This is a genomic window from Desulfopila sp. IMCC35008, assembly GCF_010646885.2.
In the GTDB taxonomy this organism is placed as follows: Bacteria; Desulfobacterota; Desulfobulbia; order Desulfobulbales; family Desulfocapsaceae; genus Desulfopila.
Genome location: NZ_CP050700.1, coordinates 1,080,842 through 1,106,075 on the forward strand (window position 1 = coordinate 1,080,842; position 25,234 = coordinate 1,106,075).

The window sequence follows — 25,234 nt, forward strand, 5'->3', positions numbered from 1 at the left end:
TCCGCAGTTTGATAGCTCTGCGATTTAAGAACAGTGTAGTATAGGTACAGATTGAATTCTTTGATCTAGGTCAAGAAAGAATAAAAAATTATAAAATCATTTCAATTTTTCCATACACGATTGTGTCCAGATACATGAACGAGGAGGTTCCCGAGAGTTGACATTTTTTCTCAGATCGAGGCATTTTAGAAAAACAAGCGCAGGCATGTGTCTGATATTGCTGCGTTATTTATATAAAATGACGAAGAGCTGGGAAGACAGGGTCTTCTCGGACAGTCTCCTGAGTCAATTCAGCGCGTTAGGGCATGGATTAAGACGGTGCCTGCGCCAGCAGGTATACCGGCACCGTATTCGTTTACTGTATCATAAATATTGAAACCGGTAGAAGAGAGAATTTCGGACCAAAAGGAGAATCCAGGGATAAACAATTTAAGGGTCTGGCTGTAATTGATATTATCGGCTAATGATTGCATCGGACGGATTCTATACCTTTCAGTCATCGTCAGGAGGTTGGTTGTTCGGTCATACCGGCGCAGGACTTCTTTGACTACCTTGCCGCCTTGCGGGTTATCGAACAGCTGGAACTGGAAGGAGGATTCTCCTTTTGAAAGAGACAGGATATCTGTACTTGGGGTGAAAAGCTGAAGTAACAATATACCATTTTCGGTCAGCAGTGATCTGCAGTTTTCCAGGCATTGCCTGATGGCGTCAGGCGTTATGAGCAGGTTCAGAGTGTTGTATGGAATAATTACGCTATCAAAACGGGTTGAAAATCCCGTGTGCAGCATATCCATGCATACATACTTTTCAGTAACTGCATTCCTTTTTGCCTCAATCAGCATAGGCAGGGAAATATCGCATCCAGTGACGGAAAAACCGGTCTGTGAAAGCAGGCGAGTTATCCGACCACTTCCGCAACCAAGCTCAAGAACAGTCCTTTTTCCAGACAGTCTATTTCGGTAATACTGAACATCATCCTGGAAGCCGGACATCTCGAGATCGTATAACTCACGATAGATCGACGGTGGCAGGTTGACAAAGATATCTGCAGGTTCATTCTCGTATGTTGGATCTGGTACCATGTTTACCCCGATTGCAAAAATATTACAGAGAGATATACGCGATACTTTTTTTAAACACCATTAAAAAAAAAGTGTTGCATTATGGAGAGTGTATTTGTATAAATATGCCCAAACAGTAATGATAATTAATATCAAATATATCAAGGAGGATACACCTATGCAGAAATATGTATGTACAGTATGTGGATATAATCATGAAGGTTCAGCAGCTCCCGAGAAATGTCCCCAATGTGGTGCAGATGCCGCAAAGTTCAAAGTACACTCAGGTGAGAATCTGGCATGGGCGGACGAGCACTTCATTGGTGTCGCGGAAGGTGTCGATGCAGAGATTGTAGAAGGACTGAAAATGAACTTCACGGGCGAGTGTACTGAGGTGGGTATGTATCTTGCGATGAGCCGTCAGGCGGATCGTGAAGGGTATCCCGAAGTCGCTGAAGCATATAAGCGTATAGCCTGGGAGGAGGCGGAACACGCCGCAAAGTTTGCAGAACTTCTCGGTGAGGTTGTTGTTGCCGATACCAAAGCAAATCTGGAAGCGCGTGTGAGTGCTGAATATGGTGCCTGTGAGGGTAAGAAACAGCTTGCCAGCCGTGCTAAAGAACTCAATCTTGATGCGATTCATGACACCGTTCATGAGATGTGTAAGGATGAAGCCCGTCACGGTCAGGCATTTGCAGGTTTGCTGAATCGCTATTTCAAGTAAGCGGTCCTGAAGTTTCAAAAAAGAAGTCCGGGGTTGAAAAAAAACGGACTTCTTTTGTTTTCAGGAGGCAGCTAAATGAAACCCATTGTTATGGTAAATGTCCGCTATTTGTTCTCTGCCTGCTGCGCAGCATAGGCAGAGGCTGCACATTCATTTTTACCCAGATCCAGTTCTTCCGCTTTGTCGTTCTCGACCTGCTCAATGTTGGCATTAATGAGTCGGATGGTTGTGTATTCTTCGGGTTGTTCACGCATATTTGCTTTGATGAAGGCCAGGAAATCTGCCTTGTTATCAATTGCGTAGATATTTTTATTGTGTTCAATGGCGGTGCCAAGAGGAGCACAGAAACAGAGTTTATCATTTGCTTCATGCCAGTCGATATAGTGCCCCGGCAAGATCAGGAGCGCCTTATCCATTTTCTGGATATCCTGAAGGGTTGCAAACAGGACATTGGACCACTCATCCACCTTGCCGCCCAGATCCGGACGCCCGACGGATTGTAGGAAAACAGCATCACCGGTTATCAAGAAACGATTATCAACCAGGTAGGAGGTGGAGCCGGGTGTGTGCCCGGGAGTAAAAATCACCCGTATCTCAATTTCTGCTGTCCCACACCTGATAACCTGATTGTCCTTGAGTTTGGTGTAGTCAAACCGGGCACCGCTGAAATCATTTTCATTTGCCATAAATTCAGCTCCGGTCGCTTCCATCAACATCCGGCTGCCAGCGATATAGTCAGCCTGGAGGTGTGTTTCGAAGGTTTGCACAATTTTACACTCCTTCTCTTTGGCAAAGTTGAGGTAGAAATCGGTGTTTCGAGAAGGATCGAACAACCTCATCTCTCCATCGACGACCAGCCCGTAGCTGCATGATGCCTTACCGGGACGGATGAACTGGTACATTTCGTACTTTTCGCCGGAATTGAGCAGCATCGGTACCAACATGTTACCCCATGACTTAATGCCGTCCTGCAAATAACCTATATCGTCGTAACCGTTTTTATGGAGAATTTCAGCTACATATTTAGCCGACCCCTCTTTGGCGCAGATAACGCGAACCGGTTTATCACGAGGAATTCTGGCGATACATTCGTCTTCAATCTCCATGAAATCATAATATGAAACATTTATCATTTCGAAAGGATAGGGTGCTTCAACCTGGAATCTTGCAAAATCCTTGTCGTTTCGGACATCGAGCAGAATCATGTTTTCCTTGGCTATTAACCAATTGTACAGCTCACTGGCAGTGTAAACGAAAATACTCATAAGCTACCCTCTTGTCTTGATATGATCGTAATAACAATAAAGTGTGTTATTGCATATGTGACTATATAATATGTTTTTCAAGTTCATTTGTCAGCCTTTCCAGGTGTGTTTGTTCTTCTTCCGCCATCTTCTGGTAAAAGCGTCGTAATTCCGGTTCTCTTTCCTTTCTTTCAAGGCGACTGTAAAGATCATAGGCCTGGGCCTCGAACATCATTCCTATATGGAGGATTTCCTCGGTTGATCCGATACGACCATCAAATGAACTCAGGAAATCTTCTGTTCGTATTCCCCCTTCAACTACATCAATGGGTTCGATTTCTGCAGAATGTATTTGTTTGTATTGTGCGGCGAGTTTTGACATATGGCCATCTTCGAGATGGGCCATGAATTCAAGTAATTCCCTGGTTGCTGATTCTGTGGCCTTTTCTGCAAGAAGTAAATAGAATTGCTGCAACGCCTTTTCCATCACCCAGGCCATGATACAGCCGGATTCAAAGTCACCGGGCACAAAATACTCAAAGCCGCCTATTTCACTTCCAGCTGCCTTATGGCCTTGCCATCGGGTGATGCCTCCTGTCATGTTCAGTACGTCTTTGAAACCTTTTTCCCTAAGAATCTGACAACCGGCTTTACTGCGGACACCGGAGCGGCAATAGACTATCGTTTTGATCAGTCGGTTGAGCTCATGTTTCCTCTGGGGCAGCTCCTTGAGTGGTATGAGGATAGCACCGGGGATGTGTTCCTGTTTGTATTCCGACGGTTGACGCACATCGACGAGCTGTATATCTTCGGCTGGTGTTTCCTTGATGAGCAATCGAACCTGCTCACTGCTGATATTGTCAGTACTTTGAAAGAGGGACAGTATATTCATGAACGCTCCTTTCCTGTAACTGGATACTCCCGCTACAGGGTCACATACGTAAAAGACTTGCTTCCTCAGGTGTCGCAGAGTAGCAGTCGATATGTATAAGCCAATAACGGGCCCGGTTCGTCCGGATATCCGCCGCCGTGTGTTCCGGCAGCCAGTGGCTGTCGTCGATGAGGTTGTAAAACGAGGAGTCTATGCCGATAAAACCGTCTAGGAAATGGCTGAGTAGGTGCAGTACCTTGCTGGGGTATCCATGTTCCAGGTTTTCGAGATCAAGGATTGTTGCGGCACCGGTTTGCTGCAACTCTTTTACTAGTGAGTTGACACTTTTACGGTTCCTTTGCTCGGCGTCTGCCAAGGCGGTGAAGAATTCGTCGTCCTGGCCTGAACAGCACTGTTTATCCAGAACTTCAATGCAATCGTAGAGAACCAGGGAGGTGAGATCAAAAAACTTGCGGACCTGGTTGCAGCAGGATTCAAAAGAAATTCCTGTCACCAGAATCTTGTGTTCGGCGATTTTGATCACACCATCTCCCCGGTCAGGTTGTTTGTTATATTCAGTCAGCCATTGCTTCTTTAACGGCCTTACCCACTCGTATGCCTATCGCCATACACTCTTCAAGGCTTGCAGCATCGGGTACGTATTTATGGCGGAATCCCTCCTCGACCAAGGTAATATTCATCTCTTCCATGGCCGTATTCAGGTATTTGACTGATTCACCACTCCAGCCATAAGAGCCGAAAGCCGCTCCCAGTTTGTTGAGGGGTTTGAGTCCGCGCATATACATCAGGAACCCTGCCATACGGGGGAGAACACCGTTGTTTAAAGTGGGGCTGCCCAGCACGATTGCCTTGGCGTTCAAAACCTTGGTCATAACATCGCTGCGGTGGTTGTATCTGAGGTTAATAAGCTCACAGCTGACTCCGGCTTCCTCCAGACCTGCGGCAACCGATTTTGCCATAGTCTCGGTTGAGTGCCACATGGTGTCGTATATTACCAGGGCCTTCTCCGTGCAGACCCCTGAGCTCCACTTCTGGTATGCTTCGAGGATCATGCTCATGTTGGAACGCCAGATGATACCGTGGTCCGGGGCGATCATCTTGATATCGAGGTTCATGTCAGCGACGGATTTCAGCAGTTTTTGTACCAGTGGTGAAAACAGATAAAGGATATTTGCATAATATTTCCCGCACTCTTCCATTACCTCTGACATGGGAACTTGGTCGTCAAACCGTTCGCTGGTGGCATAGTGTTGGCCGAAAGCGTCACTGGAGAATAGAATACCGTCCTCCTTTAAATAGGTGAACATGGAATCAGGCCAGTGCAGCATACGGGTTTCAAGAAACTGCAGGGTTCTTTGGCCGAGGCTGATTTCGGACCCCGATTTAACGATTTCAAAAGGCCAGTCGTCCTGGTGAAAATGATCGAGCATTGCCTTGTGACCCATGGGGGAGCAGAAGACTTTCTCTGGCTTTATAAGCTCAATAATCTCCGGCAGGGAACCTGAATGATCCATTTCGACATGGTTGACGATCAGGTAATCGATTTTTGCCGGATCGATGATTGCCTTGATGTGGCGTACAAGATCACCCATATGGGAACGTTTAACCGTGTCCACCAGGGTGACTTTTTCGTCCACGATAAGAAAGGCATTGTACGTTGTACCTCTATAGGTGGAGTAGCCGTGAAAATCGCGGACGTCCCAATCCACTGCCCCTACCCAGTACACTCCTTTTGCCAACTCTGTATTACTCATAATTACTCCGTTAAATCGTATGTTTTTTACCGTTTCCTGAAAAAATCTATAGTGTCGTGATTAAATACAACCGGAAACAGTTTAAATATTGGCTAGTGGGATGAAAAAAATATGTCCAACACATCTTAATGGAGAGGTGGATCGATTACAAGCAGATATAGCCGGGTTGCTGAATGGAACGAGGCAAATATGCTGCTCGCTTGTTTCGTTTTCAAATTCATCTCCTAATTTGGCCGGACCTTCCTCCTTTTCTTTCATTGAGGTGAGATTATACGGGAATATTTTTTAGTAATAATTATTATTAAAGTCAAGTTTCATTGGCTACTGAATTCATTTATCAGCATTCCTGTTAAAATCTACTCCTGGTAATTATGAAACGAATTCTCTATATAGATATTGGGCGATGCTCAGAATGTCTTGGCTGCGTGGAAACCGCTCCTTCAGTATTTCGTTATAATGAACAGACTGGCTGTATGGAAGTTATTGACAATATTTATTATCCTGAGGACCTTGTGCGTGAAGCTATAAAAAATTGCCCCAAAGATTGTATTCGATGGGATGAAAATGACGATTAAAAGACTCATACAGATAAGCCCGTACTGCAAAGACGGAGTAATAATTACTCGTGGCTGCTTTGCAGTTTGGTTACAGCGGACAAAACACAGAAGTGTATGGGAGATACTTTTATGACGCAGGGACATATAAAAAAAGCGCTGATTGTGCTGGCGGCGTTATTGGTTGTTGGTGTTTTCTTCTACTTTGATCTCGACCGGTTTCTCACCCTGGAATATATCAAGGAATCACAGGCGCGTTTTCAGCAATTGTATACGGAACATCGTTTGAGTGTGATAGCCGCATACATGTTTATTTATATCCTGGTAACGGCACTTTCCCTGCCAGGCGCTGTGGTTATGACTCTGGCCGGAGGTGGGCTTTTGGGTCTTGGAGTGGGGACTCTGGTTATCTCCTTTGCCTCGACAATCGGGGCGACGCTGGCCTGCCTTGTGGCCCGCACGTTACTCAGGGATTGGGTGCAGGGGAAATTTGGGGACAAACTCGCCACCATTAATGACGGTATCGCCCGGGAAGGTGGTTTTTATCTCTTCACCCTGCGGTTGATCCCTATCTTCCCTTTTTTCATGATAAATCTGGTGATGGGATTAACATCTATCCGCTTGACGACCTTCTTCTGGGTGTCGCAGCTTGGCATGTTGCCCGGAACTATCGTTTATGTAAACGCCGGAAAGGAGTTGGCGAAGATCGATTCTCCAGCCGGGATTCTGTCCCCTGAGTTATTGTTTTCTTTTGTCCTTCTCGGCCTTCTCCCCTTAACCATGAAAAAGTTGCTGCCACTGTTAAAGAAACGTTTCGTAGAGGGGACCTCCAGATAACAGGATGAGCTGTAAATCGGTTTCGTATTGAAGGAGTTGCACAGATGAAGAAGGCAGTGCGATGGATTGTTGGGGTAAGTGTTCTGTTGTTTTGCACATACGGTCATGCGGCGGTAAGGGGAATACACGATAATTGGGACTCCCTGCTCCAGGTCCACGTGAAGAACGGTCTGGTCGATTATAATGGTTTCAAGCGGCAGGAAAAACTGCTTGATGAATATTTACATCAATTGGCCGAGGTGCCGACTGAACAACTCTCCGGGAATGAGAAATTGGCGTTTTATATCAATGCGTACAACGCCTATACCATTAAATTGATTTTACAGAACTTCAGAAAAGGTTCACCTCCCCGTTCGATCAAGGATATAGGAGGCTTTTTTTCGTCGCCCTGGTCAATCCGTTTTGCGGTCGTGGGAGGAGACACACTGACACTCGATAACATTGAGCACGATATTATCCGCAAGGAGTTTGATGAACCACGGGTACATTTTGCAGTGAATTGTGCCTCCCTGAGTTGTCCGCCGCTTCTCAATAGAGCATACAGGGGTGAGTTGCTTGATGACCAGTTACAGGAGAATACCAGACGGTTTCTGAACGACCCGCATTTTACCAGATTAGAGGGAACAACCCTCTTTGTCTCCAAAATATTCAAATGGTTTGGGGAAGATTTTAAGGACGATATTCCAGGTTTTGTGCGTACTCATGCCGGTGAAGAATTACAGCACGGTCTCCAGGCCGGAGGGGATAGACTTATAATAAAGTATCTCGATTATGACTGGTCTTTGAATTCTCAGTGATTTTGTTTGTAACTTTCGTAACTGTCTCAGTTTTATTCTCTTTGTCTTCCCTTGTCTAGAATGTCGTGAAATGTGCTTCTTCCATGCGAATAACCTTTGTAAAGTGAATCGTTCCAAGTTAGAGATAAACCTTCATAAATTATGGTTAATTGTGAGAGCAGTGCGTAGATTTACCTACGCTCTGTCCGTGCAATTGCCTATGTTATTTTGCGCATAGACATGGTAGTTTCCTATGTAGTATCAATAGGCTGGAAGGGCGCTGGATCTTCAAGTGGTGTTTGAGCCCATTCTTCATAGTGTATTATATTATAAATTAACAGCTTATGTTGTCTGGAGTCTGGTTCTTCGCTGATGAAGTTTTTGAAAACCCGCATAGCCGATAAGCTGGTTGCCGCAACGATACTCTTCGGCCTGATGGTTACGCTGCTGGTATCGGGAATACAGGTGTATCTTGACTACCGCGGCCATATACAGAAGCTTGAAGCCCGTCTTAACCAGCAACTCGACTCATCTATAGATGATGTAGCCCAGGTGCTTGACTCCGGTTCAGGGGAAAAAGTTACACCACTCCTTGATGATATTCTTACCAATCCCGATATCGATTATGGTCGGGTTACCGTTGAGTCTGGACAGAATTGGTTGAGTGGCAGGGAGAGTGAAGGCGATTATCTTCATATTTCACGCAAACATTTTTCCACCGGTTATTCTCCCGGCAATAGAGGTGTGTTTGAGCTCGGCGTCGACAGCAGCCCTGTCAGGGGTGAAGTACTGAGTAGTTTTTACCTGACTCTCCTCCAGAATGGATTAAAGGTTTTTCTAATTACCGGCTTCATGTTTTACCTGACCCAGAAACTGGTAACCAAGCATCTTGTCTCCATCGCAAATCAGGTAAGGGAAAACGATATCGCCAGAGGACATGCGCCTGTCCGGCTGAAACGGAGTTCCTTTCATGACGAAGATGAGCTCGACCAGCTGGTGGCTGGCATTAACACCATGCAGGAAAGGGGGTGGCAGGCGTATAACGATCTGGGCAAAAGTGAGCAGAGACTGCTGCTCTTTTTTGAGGCAACTGAGGAGGGGATATTAGGAGTTGAGCGGGATGGGACCTGCAGCTTTGCCAATGATGCCTGTCTCAGGATTTTAGGCCTGGATGGTTACGAAGCCGTGCTGGGAGCAGAGTTAACGAGCCTTTTTTCTTATACCAGCTTTGATCAGGAATACTCTGAGAGTAAGGCCCTGATTCAGGAGGCCTATGAAAAGATATGCGCCGTTGAGAGTGCGGACGGTGTTCTGAAACGTCCAGATGGAACCACCGGGTACATTTCCCTGCGTGCGTATCCGGTATTTAACGACGGCGAGTGTTCAGGTGCGATTGCCTTTTTCCGTGATATCAGTAAGGAACGGCAACTTAATCAGGAGCGCGCGCTGCTCAGTGAAGCAGTGCAACAGGCACCTGTAATGGTTGTTATTACCAGTCAGGAGAACGTTATAGAATATGTAAATCCCGGCGTTGTCCATTCAACCGGGTTTTCCTCATCGGAGCTGATCGGCCGCGATCTTGGGCATTTAATCGATTATACAAATCCCGAGGAGAAGAAACTGATTGACGATCGGTTGCTGTCCGCAAAACCGTGGCAGGGGGTTCTTAAACAACACACTCGTTATGGGACGACTCTGATGGTCTCTGCTGTCCTGTCCCCAATTTTCAACAGTCTGGGGGGGGGGAACAACAGAGTTTGTGTATTCAGGGATATGACCTATGAGATCCAGCTTCAGAAACAGCTGATCAATTCAAAGAAGATGGAGGCTGTCGATCGGTTGTCCTCCTCCATCGCCCACGAACTCGGTAACCCTCTTTTTGGTATTCGCTCCGTTATCAAGGACCTGAAAGACCGTCAAAATGTCTCGGATAAGGATAGGGAGCTGCTGGACATGGCCTACCAGGAATGCAATCGTATGAACCAGCTGGTGCGTGAATTGCGTACCCTGGACCAGGATGGAGAGTCCATAGTCCAGGATCATGATATCAATGAGATCCTTGAACAGGTGCTGGTGATTACCCGGTATAATATGGAGCAGAACGGGGTCAAAGCGGTTCTCGATTTAGAGGAAGATTTACCCCGCCTGCTTGTCGATCGGAAACAGCTTGTGCTGGCCTTTATCAACCTTATCAACAACAGTATTGAATCGATGACACCCGGCGGTGGCACTATCCGTATCCGGGCAGACAGAGGGGACGATACCATTGATGTCTGTATCGGTGATTCGGGTGGGGGGATCGAGCAGGAGCACCGCGAGTTGATTTTTGAACCTTTTTTTTCCACGAAACCGCAGGTCGAGGGCACCGGGTTGGGCCTTACTGTCGCTTATTCCATTATCCGGGGGCTGGGAGGTGATATCTCATTTACCAGTGAGCTTGGCTCCGGGACCATTTTCTGTGTTCACCTGCCTAAAAATACCTGATAGATTCCTTTTTCTTTGTTAGCTGATTGCACTTTTCGATAATGGTTTTACGGTAATCCGTATGTGGCGGAATCCTCTCCTTTCTGGTATCCTCACGCGCTGGTAACGTTGAATTCAGCACGGTTAGCCCAATTATCTCATCAGTTCAGGCGGTGTCGCATGGGCTGACTTTGGATGAACATCAATTGTGATTTGGTAAGAAAATAATGCCAGGTAATACATGGAGTACAACCAAATTGCTAAAATGATGATGAGAAATTCTGGATAGGCCGGACACTCAACTCTGGAGAGGGATACGTGACCTGGTGACTGTGCCGGCCTCCGGTTGAAAAGTCCTGTCCATTGTCGACCTTTTGACAATATTTTTGTGTGTATAACAACTGCAAATGGAAACACCTTTTAAACTTGTCACTGCATTTGAGCCTTCCGGTGATCAACCCAGGGCCATATCTCTTTTGGAAAAAGGGGTTAAAGAAGGGTTGAAAAGCCAGGTCCTGCTTGGTGTCACAGGTTCGGGAAAAACCTTTACCATGGCGAGTGTGGTTGAGCGGGTGCAGCGGCCAACCCTTGTGATTGCCCCGAATAAGACACTGGCGGCACAATTGTTCACCGAGTTTAAGGAGCTGTTTCCTGAGAATGCGGTGGAATATTTTGTTTCCTATTATGATTATTATCAACCGGAAGCGTATATCCCCCAGTCGGATACCTATATCGAGAAGGATTCGTCTATAAACGATGCCATCGATAAACTTCGCCACTCAGCAACCCGATCTCTTTTGACCAGGCGGGATGTCTTGATTGTTGCATCCGTTTCCTGCATTTACGGACTCGGTTCTCCGGAAGAATACAGAAATATGCATCTTTTTCTGAAGCGGGATGAAGAGTATCCCATGGAGGATGTGCAACGGCGGTTGGTTTACATGTTGTATGAGCGTAACGATATCTCGTTTCACCGTGGTACTTTCAGGGTGAGGGGGGATGTCATCGATATTTTCCCGGTACATGAAGAGGAGCGGGCCGTCCGGCTCGAGTTCTTTGGCAACACCCTAGAGTCGATCACAATTATCGACTCGCTGCGAGGTGTTGTGTTGGAAAAATTGACTGAATATACGGTGTTTCCGGGAAGTCACTTTGTAACCTCGAAAGACCGGCTGCAGATCGCCAACCGCACCATAAAGGAAGAGCTGCAGGAGCGGTTGAATGTCCTGCATGAAGAAAATCGCCTGGTTGAGGCGCAGCGGCTGGAGCAGCGCACCATGTTCGACCTGGAGATGATCCAGGAACTTGGGTATTGTAACGGGATCGAGAATTACAGCCGACACCTTACCGGAAAACCTGTTGGGTCCCCACCTCCCACGCTGCTTGATTACTTTCCTGAAGATTTTCTACTCTTTATCGACGAGAGCCATATAGGCATCGGGCAGCTCAATGGCATGTATAATGGTGACAGGTCAAGAAAGACCACACTGGTAAATTTTGGTTTTCGGCTCCCTTCGGCACTTGATAACCGGCCGCTGCAGTTTGATGAATTCAAAAAACGAATTCACCAGGTGATTTATGTTTCTGCAACCCCCGGTCCATATGAGCTGGAGCAGGCGGATGGGAGAATTGTTGAACAGGTGATCCGGCCCACCGGTTTGCTTGATCCACGTATTGAGGTGCGTCCAGCCTCAAGCCAGGTTGACGACCTGCTTGAAGAGATTCGTATTAGAAGCGAACGTGATGAGGCGGTGTTGGTGACAACGCTTACTAAGAGAATGGCTGAAGATCTGACTGATTATTATGAAAAACTCGGTGTTCGCGTTCGGTATCTCCATTCCGATATCAAGACCCTTGACCGGATTGAATTGATCCGGGATCTCAGGAACGGTGAATACAATGTCCTGGTTGGTATAAATCTGCTCAGGGAAGGGTTGGATATCCCGGAGGTTTCACTGGTGGCCATCCTCGACGCAGATAAGGAAGGTTTTCTGCGATCCGAGCGATCTCTTGTCCAGACCTGCGGACGGGCAGCCAGGAATGTGAACGGAATGGTTATAATGTATGGTGACGATGTAACCGGCTCCATGCGGTATACGATAGAGGAAACGGAACGTCGGCGACTTCTGCAGCGGGAGTATAACGAAGCCAACGGAATCGTTCCGCAGACGATTTTCTCCAAGGTTAAAGACACCATGCAGCAGCACCTCAAGGATTCCGGCTATAATAATGTATCGGATGGACAGGTGGCTGCCTTGGAGACCGCAGAAGATTTGTCGGTATACGGCTCTGTTGTGGAGCTTGAAAAAGAGATTAAGAAATTGGAACAGCAGATGCAGGAAGCGGCTCGGGAGTTGGCCTTTGAACAGGCGGCCGAATTGCGGGACAGAATAAAGATGTTACGAAAGCTGGAAATAGAACTGGGATGAAAGACGGTTTTCTGGAGAAAGTGGCTCTACGGGTTCTGCCGCCGCTGATAGGCATTGTGGCACGACTAATGTTTTTTACCTGCAGGGTAAACGTGCGCGGAGAAGAGTACTGTTGTAAGACTCTTGATGCCGGCAAACCGGTGGTGGTGTCGTTCTGGCACTATGCCTTTATCGGGGCCTTTGCAAGACTATGTCGGTATAAAGGGGTCGTGATGGTTAGCTCCAGCCGGGATGGGGAGTATATTGCCAGGCTGGCTCACACCTTTGGTTATTCAACCGTTCGGGGTTCCCGAAATAAAAAAGGTGTTCAGGCTTTAAAAGAGATGATTCGGGCTGTTCGCAAGGGAGAATCTGCCGGTATAGTTGCCGACGGTTCCCAGGGACCTCCCAGGATTGCCCAGCCGGGTGCACTGATGGTGGCTTCGATGGCAGGTGTGCCGATCTTGCCGGTCGCCTGGTCCGCTTCGCGCTATTGGGCAATAAGGTCCTGGGACAGGACCGTTTTCCCAAAACCCTTTTCGAAGGTGGAGATCGCTTTTGGTGAGCCGTTTCCGATACCGTCCCGTCTGAAGAATGATGAATTTGAACCATACAGGATTGAGCTGGAAACACGGCTCAATGAACTCTATGAAGAGGTATGGCAGGCCCAGGGCAAAACAGAACACTGAGTTAAAATGATGTCTCAGATAGACAAGCAGATAATGGGGAGCAAGGTGGCATTGAACGGTGCAAGAGGCTTAGTAGTGGCAGGTCTGGCCGGAGGTTCAGGTAAAAGTGTGGTTTCTGTCGGCCTGACAGCGGTGTTTGCTTCAGCCGGTAAAGAGGTTGTGCCTTTTAAGAAAGGGCCCGACTATATAGATGCGGGCTGGCTGCAGCTGGCAGCCGGGCGAAAATGTTACAACCTGGATCCATACCTAGTGGATGAAGAGATTCTGCAAAACTCCTTTATCCGCAACTCTGCTGAGGCTGAGATTGCGTTATTGGAGGGAAACAGGGGGTTGTACGACGGGGTTACCGCTGATGGAGGTTACTCGACTGCCGACCTCGCGATCCTGCTTGATCTACCGGTACTGCTAGTGGTGAACTGTACCAAAACCACGAGGACGGTTGCGGCGATGGTGTTGGGTTGCATGAAGCTGGACGAACGTATTAAGATAAAAGGTGTTGTGCTCAACCATGTAGCTACAAATCGGCAGCGAAGGCTGGTTAGTGAGGCGGTGGAAAAGTACACAGGTGTTCCTGTTTTAGGTGTAATTCCCCGTATGGAAAGGGATATTTTTCCCATGCGTCATCTTGGCATGATCCCTTACCAGGAATACAATAACAGTGGTGGGGCACTTGATTTTTTAAAAGAGACGGTGAGTGAAAACGTCGATATCGACCGGATAGAATCAATCATGAAACCGATTGGTACCACGTTTAATAGTTCTCTGTCTGTGCGATCTGAATTTACAGGTGAAAAAGTCAAAATAGGCATTATGCAGGACGCAGCCTTTCAGTTTTATTACTCGGAAAATCTTGAGGCCCTGGAGCGTGAAGGTGCGGAAATCATCCCTCTCAATGCCCTTGCCGATAAGGAGTTACCACCACTTGACGGGTTGTATATCGGCGGTGGCTTCCCAGAGACGAGTGCCAGGGAGCTGGCGGCAAATGAGAGTTTCAGGGCATCAGTGAAGCAGGCGGCAGAGGACGGTCTGCCAATCTATGCGGAATGTGGCGGGCTCATATATCTTGGTGAGTCTTTGGAGCAGGAGGGTGTCGTTTATCCGTTGGCAGGCGTGTTTCCTGCACGTTTTGGTATGTCTCCAAAACCGCAGGCCCACGGTTATTCTGTTTTTACCGTTGAAGAGGAAAACCCGTTTTACCCTGTTGGCACCGAGGTGAAGGGGCATGAATTCCGCTACTCTACAGTTCTCAAGTGGTCATGGTCAACTGATACCCGACTAACCCTCAGGGTGGAGCGGGGAAAAGGTTTTTTTGATAAAAGGGATGGGTTGTGTAGGAAGAATGTTCTGGCCCTTTACACACATGTACACGCGGATGGGACTCCAACATGGGCGAAGGGGCTTGTGGACAAGTGCAGGGCCTGTCGTCTGGGGAGCGCCAATAGGGGAAGCTGAAGAGTTATCCTCCTTCCCCTCAGGTGTTAATGGGTAGGGGTTGTACCCAGCACCTTGGCGTTGATCATCTCCATGGTTTCTACGGGCGGTGGTGGATCTACAAAGTGAATAAATGATTCGGTTACCCGCATGAAAGCGCCGTTGTCTTCCTGGCACTTGTCACAGACGCTCTTGGCGTTATCCCTGTAAACTATCACTTTTGAGGCGGGTTCCCCCGTTTTATCGACCGCTGCCATTTTACGGCAGCCGCAATCCAGTCTGACCACGGCCACTCCAATGCCGTCAGGGCTTCCTTCTAGAATGCCCTCGATCATTGCCATTTCACTTTTTTCGGCGATAAGTTCTTGCTTTACTTGTTTTTTACTCTTCTTTTTCTTTGCCATCTCTTTCTGTAATAGTGTGTTTTATGATCAGCCCGAATTAGTAATCGACGCTACAATACTGAATGTCATGTCATGAGCTTGTTAAAAAACCAATAGACATATTGTTCATGAGAAATTCGGGTGAGGATTCTCATTGTCTTATCAAGAATGACAACATAATGATAAACGGCCAGGTCGGTCAACTCATATATTCCGTAACTGCATCGAGGTTATTGGAATTGGTATAAAAAATAAAAAAATTTCTTGGCAGATGCTTATTCTATCAATAAATGGGTGAACCTGCGTCAATAAGGCACTTTGATTCAAGATGTGTAACTCTATATTTTTACAATTATAGTTAGGGAATATGCATCTTTTCAAGAATACTCTTATGGGGTAAGGTCTTGGAAATACGTGGATTATCAAGGAGAGCTCCAAGGCGTGATTTTTCTTGACAAAAATCTGGGCGTACATTAAGTGGAATACTACACGAAGTAACTGGTTCGTGACTGTATTTTGAGTACGCGGATAACGTATGAAGAATACAGCTCTAATTTTTCCTATTGATGGAGGTGTATTATGTTTGAAGTATTAGTTGATAAAGATAAATGTACTGGCGATGAAGAATGTGTATCCGCATGTCCTGCACAGGTATTCGAGATGGTAGATGGTAAAGCAGAGGCTGTAGAAGCTGACGAATGCCTCGGCTGTGAGACCTGCGTAGAAGTTTGTCCTGAGGGCGCTCTTACTGTTAACGAAATGTAAGATACGCACTGCTCAGTTTTGCTATACAAGCCCATTCTCCTTAGGGAGGATGGGCTTGTCTTATTTGAATGATTGCCGATTTTTTGTACTGTAGCCTTAGCCAAAGATATATGTGCAGGCAACAGATTTTACTTGTTGGGAACAGATCCGGCATCCTTTTCGTTTTTCGGATATATCTGATGACCATCGGACAGTAAGGCACTAAATGTTGCAGAACCTTTCTCGATTTAAGCCTGGAGGGCACAGGAAAACCCATCTTCTGCTCGCTGCTTCTCTATGGACCGGAATCGGCTGTCTTTTGACGGCACGAGGTCTGCACTGGCTGGCTAAGAGTGATAGTTTTGCAGTACTGGTCCCTGCAGTGCTTGCCGGTGTGTTGAAGTCAAGGTATATCCTGGATAAAACAGCTGCAAAGAGTATAGATCGTATCCTTCATCTTAAGGATGGTACCTGCCTGGGTGCGGTGTATTCTACAAAAACCTGGGGACTGGTTCTCCTTATGATGGGAATGGGTATAATCCTCAGGATGTCGTCCTGTCCTCTTCCTGTTCTCGGATTCCTTTATGTTATGATTGGTTGTGCACTCATTCGTTCAAGCCGTCTCGGCTGGCATGCAAGAAATACGTGATTGACAACGGTTTTTTATGAAAGATTTATCAGATCTACAGTCGTACAACAGGGTTTTGGTTGATATTACAGCTCTTGCCTATAATTATCGACTCTTGTCGTCTCTTATGCCGGAAGGCATAGAACTCCTGGCCATGGTCAAGGGGGATGGGTATGGACATGGCATGATAGAGTCTGCCAAAGCTTTTGCAAAGGCCGGGTGTGTAACCTTCGGTGTAGCTGAGCTTCGTGAAGGGGTTTTGCTGCGAGAGGCTGGTATTGAAGGGGCCATCTTTGTAATGGTCGGTTTCATACCGGATCAGGTCTCCCACTATTTTACTTCCTGCTTGACCCCTGTCGTGTTTTCCAGCGAAGCTATAGAACTGTTGGCACAGACTGCGCTAGAGCGGGATACGACTATTGATATTCACCTGAAGGTCGATTGCGGCATGAGCCGACTTGGTGTTCAACCAAGTGAAGTTGGCCGGTTTGCCCGTTTGATCGAATCTCTTCCTGGAGTTCATCTGGCTGGCGTGGTCAGCCATTTCCCTGAATCAGATAATGTTAAATCTGAGAGTACAAATAAGGCATACAGAACATTTGAAACCGCTTGCCAAGCTATCGGAGGGCAGGTGCATGTGTTAAATCACATTGCGAATTCCGGAGCAGTGCTTAACTTCCCCGAGACAATTTGTGACATGGGTCGGGCCGGAATCGCTTTATACGGGTATCCTCCGTCGACTGATCCTGAGGATGCGGTTGTCGGCAATAAACGTTTACGGCCGGTTATGAGCTTTACCACACGTGTAGTGATGGTAAAGACGGTGGCGGCGGGAACAGGAATAAGTTATGGTCATACCTTTGTGACTGAAAGGGAAACAAAACTTGCCGTATTGCCGGTTGGTTATGAAGACGGGTATCCCCGATGCCTCTCCAACCGTGGCGAGGTGCTGATCAAGGGAAAGCGGGCGTCGATTCTTGGCCGGGTATGTATGAACCTGTGTATGGTCGATATCACCGAGATAGACGGTGTCGAAGTGGGGGATGAGGCGGTCCTTCTCGGCAGTCAGGGGCAGGAAACCATTACCGCAGATGATATTGCCGGCTGGGCCGGTACCATCAGTTACGAGCTTCTCTGCATGCTCGGGAACAATAATCAAAGAGTTTATACAGAGTAAGATTGATGATTCGAGCAAAGGTAAAAGAGCTTCTGGACAGTTGCTTCCAGAAAGGGATAGAAGAGGGGAAGTGGTCCGATAGCGGAGCAGGAAAGTTTACTGTTGAACTCCCCAAGCATAAGGGACAGGGCGACTTTGCCACAAATTTCGGCCTGGTGTTGGCCGGGATAGAAAAACGCAACCCCCGTGAGATTGCCCAGATTATTGGGGATATGCTCTGCGCACATGACGATCTTATAGAAAAGGTGGAGATTGCAGGGCCAGGTTTTGTGAATATCTTCATCCAAAAAGCCGTCTGGCGCAGTGTGATTGAAACTGTTCTTGAGGCTGGTGACGGTTTTGGCAAAGGAGATGTCGGTCAGGGACGTAAGGTGATTGTCGAATTTGTCAGTGCTAACCCAACCGGGCCTCTCTCCATCGGGCATGGTCGCCAGGCAATCCTCGGTGATTCTATTGCACGTTTGCTTGAAGCGACCGGGCATGATGTATTCCGGGAGTATTACTATAATGACGCGGGACGCCAGATGCGCGTTCTGGGTGAATCTACCAGGGCACGCTACCTGGAGCAACTAGGTCTTCCTTTTGAATTCCCTGAAGACGGTTATCAGGGTGACTATATCTCGGAGATCGGTCAGTTACTTGTCGATGAACATGGTGATTCTCTAAAAGATCATGAAGATGTTACCCCTTTTAAGGAACGGGCGGAAAAATACATTTTCAAAGATATTTCCGAAACCCTTGAACGCATGGGTATTGTTTTTGACAATTACTACAACGAGCGTTCCCTTTATGAGGACGGGCACATTGACGATGTGGTGAACGAGCTTCGTCAGAAAGGTCTGGTGTATGAGAAGGATGATGCTACCTGGTTTAAAACCACTGAATTCGGGCAGGAGCAGGACCGGGTAATAATCAAGAATACCGGGGAGCCGACGTACAGGCTACCGGATATGGCGTATCATCGGGAAAAATTCAAGCGTAATTTTGATTGGATGGTCGATATCTTCGGTTCTGACCATATCGCAACAGTACCGGATGTGATGGCAGGAGTGAGGGCCCTCGGATACGATGATTCAAAGATTACGGTGGTGTTACACCAGTTCGTTACCCTGATGAGGGACGGAAAACAGGTGAAGATGTCCACCAGGAAGGCGACCTTTATAACTGTGGATGAGTTGCTCGACGAAGTTGGGGTTGATGTAGTTCGGTTCTTTTTCATGATGAGAAAGGCGGATAGTCAGCTCGAATTTGACCTGGATCTGGCTACCAAGGAGAGTCAGGAAAACCCTGTTTATTACGTACAATATGGTCATGCCAGGATGTGTTCAATCATCGAGCAGGCTGCGGCTAAGGGTATTCAGAATCTACCGTTTGAGCAAATAGATCAGGAATTACTCGTGGAGCCGGAGGAGATGGAGTTACTGAAGACCATGTCACAGTTCCCTGGCCAGATTGAAAATGCCGCCTTGGACCTGGCACCACATAAGGTTATTTTTTACCTGATGGAACTGGCGGGGCAGTTTCACAGCTATTATAACAAACACAAGGTTATTACGGACGATATGGCTCTCAGCCAGGCTCGGCTCTGTCTCATCACTGGGCTGCTCAGGGTTTTCCGGAATGGATTGACCGTGGCCGGTCTTTCGGCACCGGAAAAAATGTAGGCGGAGCATTCCATGGCCACACGGCGAAAGCCACCGGTAAAGAAGATTAAGTTCGAGCTCACCCGAAGTGGAGTCCTCGGTGTGGGAGTGGTTTGCTTCTGTATTTTTTTATGGATGTTTCTGTTAGGTGTCTGGGCAGGGCAGACAATGCTGCTTCCCCCGATACAAGACAGGGGCATTGAAAAGCAGGCATCCGCGAGTGGTTCAGCTAAAAACGTTCCCCATATCGAGGCCGAAGCACACAAGAAGATTTTTAAAAAATAGTGATTGGTCTGAAGAAAGGTTTCAACCTGTTGCTGTTTTCTGGGTTGTACGAAACGAAGATATCCCACTAATACTGTAACCATTACACGTGACCACATATCATGATCGGAAAAGTTCTTACCAAGGTGTTCGGAAGTAAAAACGACCGGGTTCTCAAACAGATAAATCCCATTGTCCAGCGGATCAATGAACTGGAAAATTCTATTCAGCCCCTCTCGGACGAGGAACTGGCAGCCAAGACGGTGGAGTTCAGAGAGCGGTATGAGAAAGGTGAAACACTCGATGAGCTGCTTCCCGAGGCTTTTGCAGTCGTCCGTGAGGGGGCGAAGCGGGTATTGGGTGAGCGTCACTATGATGTTCAGCTGGTCGGTGGTGTGATACTGCATCAGGGTAAAATCGCTGAGATGAAAACTGGCGAGGGAAAGACCCTTACCTCGACCCTGGCCGTTTACCTCAATGCGATAACAGGTAAGGGCGTCCATGTTGTAACGGTCAACGATTACCTGGCAAAACGTGATGCTGAGTGGATGGGTCAGGTTTACGAGTTTCTCGGGATGACAGTAGGCAAAATCGTTCATGGTATGGACGATAAAGAACGTCAAGAGGCCTATGGCGCAGACGTAACGTATGCGACCAATAATGAACTCGGTTTTGACTATCTGCGAGACAACATGAAATTTGAGCTGGAAGATTTCTGCCAGCGTGGATTTAATTTTGCCATCGTCGATGAGGTGGATTCCATTCTTATAGATGAAGCGAGAACACCGCTCATCATCTCCGGACCCGCCGATATCTCTACAGAGCTGTACGGTAATGTCAATCGTATCATCCCGAGATTCAAGGAAGGTGAGCATTACGTAATTGATGAAAAGGCCAGGCAGGTCAGTCTTACCGATGAGGGTATCGCCCTCGGTGAAGAAATGCTTAAAGTGGAGAACCTCTACGACCCTTCCAATATCGAACATCTGCATCACCTCAATCAGGCGATGAAAGCGCACACCTTGTTCAAAAGGGATGTCGATTATATTGTCAACAACGGTCAGGTTGTGATCGTCGATGAGTTTACCGGTCGTACCATGGAGGGCCGCCGTTATTCGGATGGGCTGCACCAGGCTCTGGAGGCAAAGGAAGGCGTCAAGATTGAGCGAGAGAATCAGACCATGGCCTCGATCACTTTTCAGAACTACTTCCGGATGTATGACAAGCTGGCGGGTATGACTGGTACGGCCGATACGGAGGCTCCTGAATTTAAGAAAATTTACGATTTGGACGTGGTGGTGATGCCTACCAATATGCCCATGGTTCGTGATGATTATGCCGACGTTATCTACAAAAACGAGGCGGCAAAATATCGGGCTGTTGTTCGTGAAATTAAGGATATGTATGAAGCAGGGCGACCAGTTCTGGTTGGTACGATCTCAATTGATGTCTCCGAAAAGATTGCCGGTATGCTTAAAAAAGAGAAGATTGCTCATGAGGTTTTAAACGCTAAACACCATGAACGTGAGGCGGAAATTATTGCCAATGCCGGTCAAAGAGGCAAGGTGACAATTGCCACCAATATGGCCGGTAGAGGTACAGACATTAAATTAGGCGAGGGTGTTGTCGAGGCAGGCGGTCTGCATATTCTCGGTACCTCCCGACACGAATCTCGCCGTATTGATAACCAGCTTCGTGGCCGTGCAGGCCGCCAGGGAGACCCCGGATCTTCAAGATTCTTTCTCTCGCTTGAAGATGATCTGTTGCGGATCTTCGGTTCCGATCGGATTTCCGGTATTATGAACAAACTCGGTATGGAAGAAGATGAGCCGATTGAGCATTCCATGATCTCCAAGGCCATTGAAAATGCCCAGCGAAAGGTTGAGGGGCATAACTTCGATATCAGAAAGCACTTGCTTGAGTATGATGACGTCATGAACAAGCAACGTGAAGTGATTTACCAGCAACGTCGTGAGATACTCGAAAACGATGATGTGGCCGGTGTGGTACAGGATATGATAGGTGATACGGTCGCAACTATTGTTTCCGAATATTATCAGGATCGTGTTGATTCTGAGGAATGGGACTGGGACGGGTACCGTGAGCGGCTCATAGAGGCTTTCAATATTGACCGTACCGTCGAAGAGGACAAGAGGGCTGATCTGAACGAAGAGGATCTGCATGCCATGACAACCGAGTTTGCCCGACAGGCCTATGCGGATCAGGAAAAACGAAATGGGTTGGAAAATCAACGTCAGATCGAAAAAATTCTTCTGCTGCAGATAGTTGATGCAAGCTGGAAAGATCATCTGCTCTCAATGGATCACCTGAAAGAAGGAATCGGACTCCGCGGCTATGGGCAGAAGAACCCGCTGAATGAGTATAAACGGGAAGGGTTCGAACTGTTCAATGGCTTGATGGAGGGGATTAAAAACCAGGTCGTTTCCAACCTGATGCGGGTGCGGATCATGCAGGAAGATGATGTGGAGAAGCTTGAGGAAGAGCGTCGCCGTAAAAAAGAACAGGAATTGGCCATGAACAAAGCTGCCTCCGGCAAAGAGCTTGAGGAGGACAAAACCGTCAAACGTGACGGGGATAAAATCGGTCGTAATGCTGCCTGTCCATGTGGCTCAGGAAAGAAATACAAAAGGTGCTGCGGTAAGACAAGCTGATTAGGGTCGTTACCAATCCCTGTTTGTCATAAGTTAAAAGGCGGTGAGGGTGTTGCTTCTTACCGCCTTTGTTGTTTCATTCCGACACCATACTTCTAGCCCCGCAATTTCTCCGGGTGCATCAGCATTTCTTCCATATGCCGAATTTCTTCAATGCCTGAGATAATAACCTCATTGTTTGGTTCGAGTTCATCGGCGGGTGCCTTATTGTCATATTCCATGGATGAAAGGATGAATTTCATGCAGTTAATGCGGGCCATCTTTTTATTGTCAGAGCGGATAATGGTCCAGGGGGCGATGGTCCGGTTGGTTTCTGTCAGCATCTGGAATTTGCGTATCGAATATTGATTCCAGTAGTCCTGGGCAAGATTGTCGACGGGAGAGAGTTTGTACTGTTTTAACGGATCGGTTTTTCGTGATTCAAACCGTTCTTTCTGGACATCTTTGGAAACGGAGAAATAAAATTTAAAAAGTCGGATGCCGTCCTTCGCCAGCATTTCTTCAAGCATCGGGACATCTTTTAAAAACCTCTTATTCTGCTCATCTGTACAGAATTCCATAACTGGCTCCACCATGGCCCGGTTATACCAGCTTCGATCGAATATTACAAATTCACCAGCTGACGGCAGGTGGTCGACATAGCGTTGAAAGTACCACTGGCTTGATTCAGTTTCGTTCGGTTTGGCAAGGGCGACTACCCGGGTATTTCGAGGATTGAGATGGGCGGTTATCCTTTTGATGGTGCCCCCCTTACCGGCCGCATCCCGTCCTTCAAAAATAGCGAGAACTCGCTCTCCGGTCTCCTTCATGGTGTTCTGCAGTTTCATCAGTTCAATCTGCAGCTTCTTTAATTCTATCTCATACTTAAGGTGGCTGTTTTTGATCCAGACAGCCGTCTTATTATTGCCTTCCTTCGTGTTTCGATTTTTTGCAGCCGTTCCTTCCAGTAAGCGCATCTCCTTGGCAGACTCGGAATTGTCTTTCTTCTGATTTTTTTTGGCCATACTATTCTCCTTGTCTGGTTATCTTTATGAGGCTATGCGTTCTTGGTCTATCTAAGTGGGGAACCAAATTTTTTCTTCTCCTGCATCATTTTTTTAAGCTCAATATTGCCAGGGATAACTACGTCCGGGTCCACGTCAAAGTTGAGAGTTCTTGATCGTCCGACATAGCGTATCGAGTTGAGGATGAGTTTCATCGTCTCACGACGGGCGAGATGTTTATTGTCTGAGCGGACGACCCACCATCTTGAATTCTCGGTGTGGGTCTTCTGTAAAAGGATTCTTTTTTTCTCGGTAAACTCGTCCCACAACTCCTGAGCCTGGAGATCCACCTCGCTCAGTTTCCATTGGCGTAATGGATCGTTTTTGCGTCGTTCGAACCTCCTGGCCTGCTCATCTTTGGAAACAGAAAAATAGAGTTTGAGCAGGATGGTTTTGCCAGCATCAAGGATAAAGTTTTCCTCGTAACTGTTTACTTTTTTTAAGAACCGCTTGTACTGTGCGTCCGAACAGAATCCCATGATCGGTTCCACCATGGCCCTATTGTACCAGCTACGGTCAAAGAGGACAATTTCACCTGCGTGGGGAAATTGTTCAATATATCTTTTAATATGCAGCTCAGTGCGCTGGATCTCGTTGGGTTTTCCCAGGGCGACAACACGATAACGCTTTTCGTTCATGTACCGGGTTACCCTTCGGATGGTCCCTCCTTTACCGGATGCATCGCGCCCGTCGAAAAGAATGATCATTTTCTTACCGGTTCGTTCCAGGTGGTGCTGCATTTTTATGAGTTCTGCCTGGTACGGTTTGAGCTCCTCGGCATAATAATACTTCAGCAGGGCTGCTTCGACGATCTCTTCCTTGTGGCTGTCGGTGAGAACGGAGGCGATGGCCTGGCTGATATCGGAAGGTGTCTGTTTTTTGAGTTTCGAGTCCCGGTTTCTCACCAGTTCTCTAATAACAGAGGTAGTGGTGCGATCATATTCGAAGGAATCGTTGGGCACTGTTTTTGACTTCTTGGCTACCATTAGTTACAACTCCGTTAAAAACGTGGACGTGATTATTAGGTATTCGTTAGGAATGTGTTGGGGATCTGTGTCTATTTACTTAATATGATAGGTGAAAATATAATCTATTGCAATCAATCAATTCAGCTTTCGGCCTGTTTTAAACATATCCTCATAGATCTGAGGTAGCTGGTGTTTCCGCAAACCTGAAATGACGGCATCGATATTGTAGGGAATTCTGAAATGGCGTACCTCAATTGAGTTGGCAGACACTTCCAGGACGGCACAGCTTGCCGCTGGATCGCCGTCAAACATCCTGCCGACGGAGCCGGGATTGATAAAATGTGTTTGTCCCACGCTTAGATGGTAGGGTGTATGGGAGTGTCCGGTGACGATCACCCTATACGGATACTCCCGGGCTAGATCTTCAAACCGATTCTGTTCGGTGGTGTCGAACAGGAATTCGTGGGGTCTGGCAGGGCTGCCGTGGAAGATCCCGATGGTTGATGAATGGTAGCTGCTCCCATCTATTTTCCAGGGAAGATCAAGTGAAGCCTTGATGGGCAGAGAGCCGATATATGAACTGTTTTTCATGCTGAGTTGATTTGCACAGACCCGGTACATAATCAGTTTTTCAGGTTTGGATGGTTTCTTAAAGGTTTTGCCACTGAGTAGTTTGATAACCTTCTTGTCGGTGTTGCCAAGTATGGAAATTGCCCTGTGCTGTTGCAGCCAGTTGAGTGTTTTGTTGGGAAACGGGCCATAGACTAGAGAGTCGCCGCAGTTGATGATGTGGTCGAAGGCGGAGGGCTCCAGACGTTGGGCAACCGCCTCCAGAGCCGGATAATTGCCGTGGATGTCTGAGATGAGCAGTATTTCCAT

General features: G+C 47.3%; 23 protein-coding genes. 14 read left to right on the plus strand and 9 right to left on the minus strand.

Annotated elements, in window-relative coordinates; translation table 11 throughout:
- Nucleotides 1-290: 290 nt before the first annotated feature.
- Complete coding sequence (locus GA520_RS04905; protein ID WP_163339667.1) at nt 291-1,082, minus strand: bifunctional 2-polyprenyl-6-hydroxyphenol methylase/3-demethylubiquinol 3-O-methyltransferase UbiG; 792 nt, start codon at nt 1,080-1,082, stop codon at nt 291-293.
- A gap of 157 nt (nt 1,083-1,239) precedes the next feature.
- On the opposite strand from GA520_RS04905, the gene GA520_RS04910 reads away from it, so the two are divergent.
- Nucleotides 1,240-1,785 carry an NADH peroxidase gene (locus GA520_RS04910; protein ID WP_163339666.1) on the plus strand — a complete coding sequence of 182 codons (546 nt, stop codon included), beginning with the start codon at nt 1,240-1,242 and terminating at the stop codon, nt 1,783-1,785.
- A gap of 104 nt (nt 1,786-1,889) precedes the next feature.
- Here the strand turns inward: GA520_RS04910 and GA520_RS04915 are convergent, their stop codons facing one another.
- From GA520_RS04915 to GA520_RS04930, 4 genes are all read right to left on the minus strand, one after another.
- On the minus strand, nt 1,890-3,050 hold the full coding sequence (locus GA520_RS04915) for an MBL fold metallo-hydrolase (RefSeq protein ID WP_163339665.1): 1,161 nt from the start codon (nt 3,048-3,050) through the stop codon (nt 1,890-1,892).
- 61 nt (nt 3,051-3,111) lie between these two features.
- Complete coding sequence (locus GA520_RS04920; RefSeq protein ID WP_163339664.1) at nt 3,112-3,921, minus strand: rhodanese-like domain-containing protein; 810 nt, start codon at nt 3,919-3,921, stop codon at nt 3,112-3,114.
- A 40-nt stretch (nt 3,922-3,961) separates the two neighbouring features.
- Complete coding sequence (locus GA520_RS04925; RefSeq protein ID WP_163339663.1) at nt 3,962-4,444, minus strand: hypothetical protein; 483 nt, start codon at nt 4,442-4,444, stop codon at nt 3,962-3,964.
- A gap of 31 nt (nt 4,445-4,475) precedes the next feature.
- A complete protein-coding gene (locus GA520_RS04930; protein ID WP_163339662.1) occupies nt 4,476-5,675 on the minus strand; it encodes an FprA family A-type flavoprotein in 1,200 nt (399 codons plus the stop codon).
- Nucleotides 5,676-6,046: 371 nt separating this feature from the next.
- Here GA520_RS04930 and GA520_RS27070 point away from each other — a divergent pair, with 371 nt between their 5' ends.
- The 7 genes from GA520_RS27070 (at nt 6,047) to GA520_RS04960 (ending at nt 14,854) form a co-directional block, all read left to right on the plus strand.
- Complete coding sequence (locus tag GA520_RS27070; RefSeq protein ID WP_163339661.1) at nt 6,047-6,250, plus strand: ferredoxin; 204 nt, start codon at nt 6,047-6,049, stop codon at nt 6,248-6,250.
- Between the two features lie 111 nt (nt 6,251-6,361).
- Nucleotides 6,362-7,066, plus strand: a complete 705-nt coding sequence (locus tag GA520_RS04935) for a TVP38/TMEM64 family protein (protein ID WP_205749355.1) — start codon at nt 6,362-6,364, stop codon at nt 7,064-7,066.
- Between the two features lie 44 nt (nt 7,067-7,110).
- Nucleotides 7,111-7,863: a DUF547 domain-containing protein gene (locus GA520_RS04940; RefSeq protein ID WP_163339660.1), complete on the plus strand. Its 753-nt coding sequence runs from the start codon at nt 7,111-7,113 to the stop codon at nt 7,861-7,863.
- A gap of 351 nt (nt 7,864-8,214) precedes the next feature.
- Complete coding sequence (locus tag GA520_RS04945) at nt 8,215-10,326, plus strand: PAS domain S-box protein (RefSeq protein ID WP_163339659.1); 2,112 nt, start codon at nt 8,215-8,217, stop codon at nt 10,324-10,326.
- A gap of 386 nt (nt 10,327-10,712) precedes the next feature.
- Nucleotides 10,713-12,734 carry an excinuclease ABC subunit UvrB gene (gene uvrB, locus GA520_RS04950; RefSeq protein WP_163339658.1) on the plus strand — a complete coding sequence of 674 codons (2,022 nt, stop codon included), beginning with the start codon at nt 10,713-10,715 and terminating at the stop codon, nt 12,732-12,734.
- Complete coding sequence (locus tag GA520_RS04955) at nt 12,731-13,402, plus strand: lysophospholipid acyltransferase family protein (RefSeq protein WP_163339657.1); 672 nt, start codon at nt 12,731-12,733, stop codon at nt 13,400-13,402. The genes uvrB and GA520_RS04955 overlap by 4 nt, the downstream gene beginning before the upstream one ends.
- Nucleotides 13,403-13,408: 6 nt before the next feature.
- Nucleotides 13,409-14,854 (plus strand): cobyrinate a,c-diamide synthase, encoded by a 1,446-nt coding sequence (locus GA520_RS04960; RefSeq protein ID WP_240910220.1) that lies wholly within the window; start codon nt 13,409-13,411, stop codon nt 14,852-14,854.
- A 26-nt stretch (nt 14,855-14,880) separates the two neighbouring features.
- Here the strand turns inward: GA520_RS04960 and GA520_RS04965 are convergent, their stop codons facing one another.
- The gene (locus GA520_RS04965) at nt 14,881-15,237 is read right to left on the minus strand and encodes a hypothetical protein (protein WP_163339656.1); all 357 of its coding nucleotides are present in this window, start codon (nt 15,235-15,237) and stop codon (nt 14,881-14,883) included.
- 558 nt (nt 15,238-15,795) lie between these two features.
- On the opposite strand from GA520_RS04965, the gene GA520_RS04970 reads away from it, so the two are divergent.
- The 6 genes from GA520_RS04970 to secA all read left to right on the plus strand — a co-directional run bounded on the left by GA520_RS04970 (nt 15,796) and on the right by secA (nt 22,344).
- Nucleotides 15,796-15,981 (plus strand): 4Fe-4S binding protein, encoded by a 186-nt coding sequence (locus tag GA520_RS04970; RefSeq protein WP_163339655.1) that lies wholly within the window; start codon nt 15,796-15,798, stop codon nt 15,979-15,981.
- 205 nt (nt 15,982-16,186) lie between these two features.
- Nucleotides 16,187-16,609, plus strand: coding sequence for a hypothetical protein (locus GA520_RS04975; protein ID WP_163339654.1), 423 nt, complete (start codon nt 16,187-16,189; stop codon nt 16,607-16,609).
- 16 nt (nt 16,610-16,625) lie between these two features.
- A complete protein-coding gene (gene alr / locus GA520_RS04980; protein ID WP_163339653.1) occupies nt 16,626-17,765 on the plus strand; it encodes an alanine racemase in 1,140 nt (379 codons plus the stop codon).
- Nucleotides 17,766-17,770: 5 nt separating this feature from the next.
- The gene (gene argS, locus GA520_RS04985; RefSeq protein WP_163339652.1) at nt 17,771-19,429 is read left to right on the plus strand and encodes an arginine--tRNA ligase; all 1,659 of its coding nucleotides are present in this window, start codon (nt 17,771-17,773) and stop codon (nt 19,427-19,429) included.
- Between the two features lie 12 nt (nt 19,430-19,441).
- Nucleotides 19,442-19,693 (plus strand): hypothetical protein, encoded by a 252-nt coding sequence (locus tag GA520_RS04990; protein ID WP_163339651.1) that lies wholly within the window; start codon nt 19,442-19,444, stop codon nt 19,691-19,693.
- 101 nt (nt 19,694-19,794) lie between these two features.
- Nucleotides 19,795-22,344 carry a preprotein translocase subunit SecA gene (gene secA / locus GA520_RS04995; protein WP_163339650.1) on the plus strand — a complete coding sequence of 850 codons (2,550 nt, stop codon included), beginning with the start codon at nt 19,795-19,797 and terminating at the stop codon, nt 22,342-22,344.
- Between the two features lie 95 nt (nt 22,345-22,439).
- On the opposite strand, the gene ppk2 is transcribed toward secA, so the two are convergent.
- The 3 genes from ppk2 to GA520_RS05010 all read right to left on the minus strand — a co-directional run bounded on the left by ppk2 (nt 22,440) and on the right by GA520_RS05010 (nt 25,234).
- Nucleotides 22,440-23,348 carry a polyphosphate kinase 2 gene (gene ppk2 / locus GA520_RS05000; RefSeq protein ID WP_163339649.1) on the minus strand — a complete coding sequence of 303 codons (909 nt, stop codon included), beginning with the start codon at nt 23,346-23,348 and terminating at the stop codon, nt 22,440-22,442.
- Nucleotides 23,349-23,395: 47 nt separating this feature from the next.
- Nucleotides 23,396-24,373, minus strand: coding sequence for a polyphosphate kinase 2 (locus GA520_RS05005; protein WP_163339648.1), 978 nt, complete (start codon nt 24,371-24,373; stop codon nt 23,396-23,398).
- A 117-nt stretch (nt 24,374-24,490) separates the two neighbouring features.
- Nucleotides 24,491-25,234, minus strand: a complete 744-nt coding sequence (locus GA520_RS05010) for a metallophosphoesterase (RefSeq protein WP_163339647.1) — start codon at nt 25,232-25,234, stop codon at nt 24,491-24,493.